This window comes from Streptomyces sp. MB09-02B, assembly GCF_033794485.1.
GTDB lineage: Bacteria > Actinomycetota > Actinomycetes > Streptomycetales > Streptomycetaceae > Streptomyces.
On the sequence record NZ_JARGEE010000596.1, the window covers coordinates 1 to 4,365 of the forward strand.

Annotated in this window: 4 protein-coding genes; 2 read left to right on the top strand and 2 right to left on the bottom strand. The window is 69.5% G+C overall.

The genetic code is table 11. From position 1 onward, the window contains the following. Nucleotides 1-1,553 (top strand): PTS fructose transporter subunit IIBC (locus P1P70_RS41365; protein WP_319247156.1); only part of this gene is annotated, 1,553 nt, incomplete at its 5' end. A gap of 178 nt (nucleotides 1,554-1,731) precedes the next feature. Beyond that, nucleotides 1,732-2,010, top strand: a complete 279-nt coding sequence (locus tag P1P70_RS41370) for a hypothetical protein (RefSeq protein ID WP_319247158.1) — start codon at nucleotides 1,732-1,734, stop codon at nucleotides 2,008-2,010. 31 nt (nucleotides 2,011-2,041) lie between these two features. On the opposite strand, the gene P1P70_RS41375 is transcribed toward P1P70_RS41370, so the two are convergent. Both P1P70_RS41375 and P1P70_RS41380 read right to left on the bottom strand, forming a co-directional pair. Then, on the bottom strand, nucleotides 2,042-2,800 hold the full coding sequence (locus P1P70_RS41375; RefSeq protein ID WP_319247160.1) for a DUF6227 family protein: 759 nt from the start codon (nucleotides 2,798-2,800) through the stop codon (nucleotides 2,042-2,044). Nucleotides 2,801-2,957: 157 nt separating this feature from the next. Then, complete coding sequence (locus P1P70_RS41380) at nucleotides 2,958-4,175, bottom strand: L,D-transpeptidase (protein WP_319247162.1); 1,218 nt, start codon at nucleotides 4,173-4,175, stop codon at nucleotides 2,958-2,960. Nucleotides 4,176-4,365 lie beyond the last annotated feature (190 nt).

Consider the following 4,365-nt stretch of genomic DNA (forward strand, 5'->3'; position numbering starts at 1 on the left):
CGGCCACCCCGGCCACGACGGTCCCGGCGGCACCCGAAGCCGCGGCCCCCGCCGAGGCCCGCCCCTTCCGGATCGTCGCCGTCACCTCCTGCCCCACCGGCATCGCCCACACCTACATGGCCGCCGAGTCGCTGGAGAACGCGGGCCGGGACGCCGGTGACGTCGAGATCGTCGTCGAGACGCAGGGTTCGGCCGGCTTCACCCGCCTCGACCCGGCCGTCATCGCCGCCGCCGACGGCGTGATCTTCGCCCACGACGTCCCCGTACGGGAGAAGGACCGGTTCGCCGGGAAGCCCACCGTCGACGTCGGGGTGAAGGCGGGCATCAACCGCCCCGCCGCACTCATCGCCGAGGTCCGCAGCAAGGCGGAACGCGGCGAGACCACGGCCGCCGCCCGCCCCGGCACCCCCGTCGACCGCGCGGGCGACTCCGGTGACGGCTACGGCACCAAGCTGCGCAAGTGGCTGATGTCCGGCGTCAGCTACATGGTCCCGTTCGTCGCCGCGGGCGGTCTCCTCATCGCCCTCGGCTTCGCGATCGGCGGCTGGGAGATCAACAGTGCCAAGCCCGTCACCGAACACTTCGACTGGCTGCAGGTAGACAGCTGGGCGGCGCTGCTGTTCCAGATCGGCGCCGTCGCCTTCGGCTTCCTCATCCCCGTCCTCGCCGGCTACATCGCGTACGGCATGGCGGACCGGCCCGGACTCGTCCCCGGCTTCGTCGGCGGCATGATCGCCGCCAACATCAACGCCGGTTTCCTCGGCGGTCTGGTCGCCGGTCTGATCGCCGGCGGGGTCGTCATGGCCATCCAACGGATCAAGATCCCGCCGGTGCTGCGCGGCATCATGCCGGTGGTCGTGATCCCGCTCGTCTCGTCGCTGATCGTCGGCTTCCTGATGCTGGTGGTGATCGGCAAGCCCATCGCCGAGGCCCAGAAGGGCATGACGGACTGGCTGAGCGGCCTCTCCGGCAGCAACGCCATCCTCCTCGGCGTCCTCCTCGGCCTGATGATGTGCTTCGACCTCGGCGGCCCCGTCAACAAGGTGGCCTACGCCTTCGCCACCGCCGGTATCGCCGTGCAGGACCCCAGCGACTCCGCGATGAAGATCATGGCGGCGGTCATGGCGGCCGGCATGGTCCCGCCGCTGGGCATGGCGCTCGCCACCACCCTCCGCAAGAAGCTGTTCACCACCGCCGAGCGCGAGAACGGCAAGGCGGCCTGGGTGCTCGGAGCCTCGTTCATCTCCGAGGGCGCCATCCCCTTCGCCGCGGCGGACCCGCTGCGCGTGATCCCCGCCTCCATGGCGGGCGGCGCGGTCACCGGCGCGCTGGCCATGGCCTTCGGCTCGACCCTGCGCGCCCCGCACGGCGGCATCTGGGTCACCCCGCTGATCGGCAAGCCGTTCCTCTACCTGCTCGCCATCGCGATCGGCACGGCGGTCACGGCAGGCCTGGTCATCGTCCTGAAGGGCATGCGCAAGACCCAGCCGGACGCGGCCCCGCAGTCCGCCCCCGCCGCCACGGCGGAGACGAAGGAACCGGTCGCGGCCTGAACCCGGGACCGTACGACGGCCGCGGCCCCCTCCCCCACGAGGGGGCCGCGGCCGTAAGTGTTTCTGCCCCGTGCGCCCCTTTGAGATCCTTTACAACCCGTGTGACGTGTAAGCCGCACCTGCGAGATACGTCACGGTCCGGGCTCAAAGTCCCATCCGGTGGTGTCTACTGGACGGCATGCCTGAGCACGTGTCGATACTCCAGCTGATGGGCGGGACCGCCCTCGTCCTCGCCGCGGTCATCTGGGTCGCCGTGCTCGTCCGCGTGCTGCGGCGCGACAGCGACACCCACCGCGACCGCTTCGCCGATCTGGGCCGTCGGCGCGGACAACGACTGCGCGGACTGCCCCATCAGCTCCGCAAGGGCCCCCACGTGGAGCACGTCGAGCTGACCCCGGCGGAACAGGACGCGTTCGCGTTCCTGGCCCGCCAGTTCAGCGACGACCGCCTGGCCTGAACACTCCGCTCCCGCGGGCCGGCCTGGTCCGCTAACCGAGCGTCCCCGCGCGTCGTTCCATCGCGTCCCGGGCCGCGTCCTCCGACACGTACACCTCGCACATGTGGCGGCCGTCCGGTGTGGCCGTGTGCTCGACCTCCCACAGGGAGATCTCCTGCCCGTCGGTCAGCAGGAAGGCATGCTCGTAGAGCGAGAAACTGAGGCTCGGCCGACCCCGGCGTGCGGGACGGTGCGGGCGGCCGAAGGCCTGAGTGATCTCGTGCGCGAACGCGGTCCGCAGCAGCAGCGTGGCCAGCTCGTCCCCGGGAGGGTCCGGGTTCTCCGCGCGCCGCAGCAGCCGACGGGCGTGATCCGCCGAGTCGTCCAACACGTACTCGTGGCGCGGCTCGGGGAACGCCGCCAGCTCCACCGAGACGGGCAGCTCGAAGTCAGGGGCGTCCGGCGGCAGCGGCAGCCGCGCGGTGGCGGCCCGCAGCTCCTCGTCGTCCGTGTACACCTCGTGCTGGGTTTCGCTGCCGGGCACCGTGTTGTGCACCAGCTCCCACAGGGTGACGGCCGAGCCGTCGGCGAGCAGCCAGGTGTGCCGGTACGTCGCCCGATGCAGCCCCGAACTGTAGTGCGCGGAGTGCAACGAGCTGTCGTGCGCGAGAGCGCAGTCGAGCTGCCGTATGGTCTCGTCGGGCAGCTCGAAGGAGTTCAGGGCGCGGCCGAGGAGTCGCGCGAGGTGCTCCTCAGGAGACTCGGGCGACTCGGGTGGCTCGTACGCTGCCGTCTCGTACGGAACGCTCAAGGTTTCTCCCGGCGTTGCTGCATGTCACCTTGTGGGTGCATACCGTAGCCCCTCGGTCGGACATCATGTCCGGGAACCGAGAAAACGTACGCTCATAAAACGCCGGAGCCGCGCGGTTGGTTCCCGCGCGGCCCGACGAACTACCGGAAAGCCGTGGTCAGATGGCGTCGCCCGCCGTCCACTCGCTCCACGACATGTTCCAGCCGTTGAGGCCGTTGTCCGGCGCGACCGTCTTGTCGGGGGAGTTCTTGACCGTCACCACGTCACCGATGAGCGAGTTGTCGAAGAACCACTTGCCGGTCGTGTCGCTGTTCGCGCCCTGGGCGTCCGCGAGACCGATGCAGCCGTGGCTGGTGCCCTGCCGACCGAAGGGCGGGTTGCCCCGGCTGTACCAGTAGTTGCCGTGGACAAAGGTGCCCGACGTCGTCAACCGCATCGCGTTCGGCACGTCCGCGATGTCGTACTCACCGCCGAAGCCCACCGTCGACCCGTTCATCCGCGTCTGCCGGAACTTCTCCGAGATCACCATCTGACCGTTGTACGTCGGGGTCGCCGCTGCGCCGGCCGAGATCGGCACCGTCTTGATCGTCTTTCCGTCCCGCACGACCGTCATGGTCTGCGTGTTCACGTCGACCGTCGACACCTGCGACCGGCCGACCGTGAAGGTGACGGTCTTGTCCTGCACCCCGTAGAGCCCGTTCGCGCCCTCCACGCCGTCCAGGTCGATCTTCATCGTGACCTTGGACCCGGCCTTCCAGTACTCCTCGGGCCGGAAGTCGAGCCGCTGCTCCCCGAACCAGTGCCCCACCACCTCCTGCCCGCTGCTCGACGTCACCGTGATGTGCGACTGCACGGCCTTGCGGTCCGTGATCGCCTTGTCGAAGGTGAACGACACCGGCATCCCCACCCCGACCGTGGTGCCGCTGTCCGGCGTGTAGGTCCCGATGAAGCTGTTGGCCGTCGACACGGTCGTGAAGATGGAGTTGGCGGCCGAGGTCTTCCCGTCGGCGTTCTTCGCGGTCGCCGAGATCTGGTACTTCGTGCCGCGTTCCAACTGCTCCTTCGGCTTCCAGGACCGCCCGTCCGCCGCTATCTCGCCCGGAACGACCGCGCCGCCCTCCGAGACGGTCATCTTCACCTCGGTCAGCTTGCCGCCGCTGACCTTCACCCCGGTCGAGTTGATGGACGCGCCCGTCGAACCGTCCTTCGCGGAGATCGTGATCCGCGCCGTCGTGTCCTCGGCCGAAGTCCCCTTGCCGTCACTCTTGTTGTCGGCCTGGGCGTCCCCGCCGCAGCCGGTGAGGGTCAGCGCACCGACCACCAGCACGGCACAGGTCCCCAGTGCCCGCCGTACAGCAATCTTCGGCCTTGTCACGATCTGCTCCAGCTTCTTCGCTTCTAGGCGATCCACGTCATCCGCTCCGGTACGTGGACATAGAGCGACCGACGGCAGAGCGGGTTCCCCCTGCCCCCGCCCCAGCACAATCACGTGACAGAACCGGGACAATCGCTCCCGGCGACCCACCTCAACTCGCCGCCCCCACAACTCCCGGGGGGCCTCCCCC

What these genes read in the sequence shown, in the direction of transcription:
- P1P70_RS41370 (WP_319247158.1), top strand. Translation starts at nt 1,732, where the DNA reads ATGCCTGAGCACGTGTCGATACTCCAGCTGATGGGCGGGACCGCCCTC.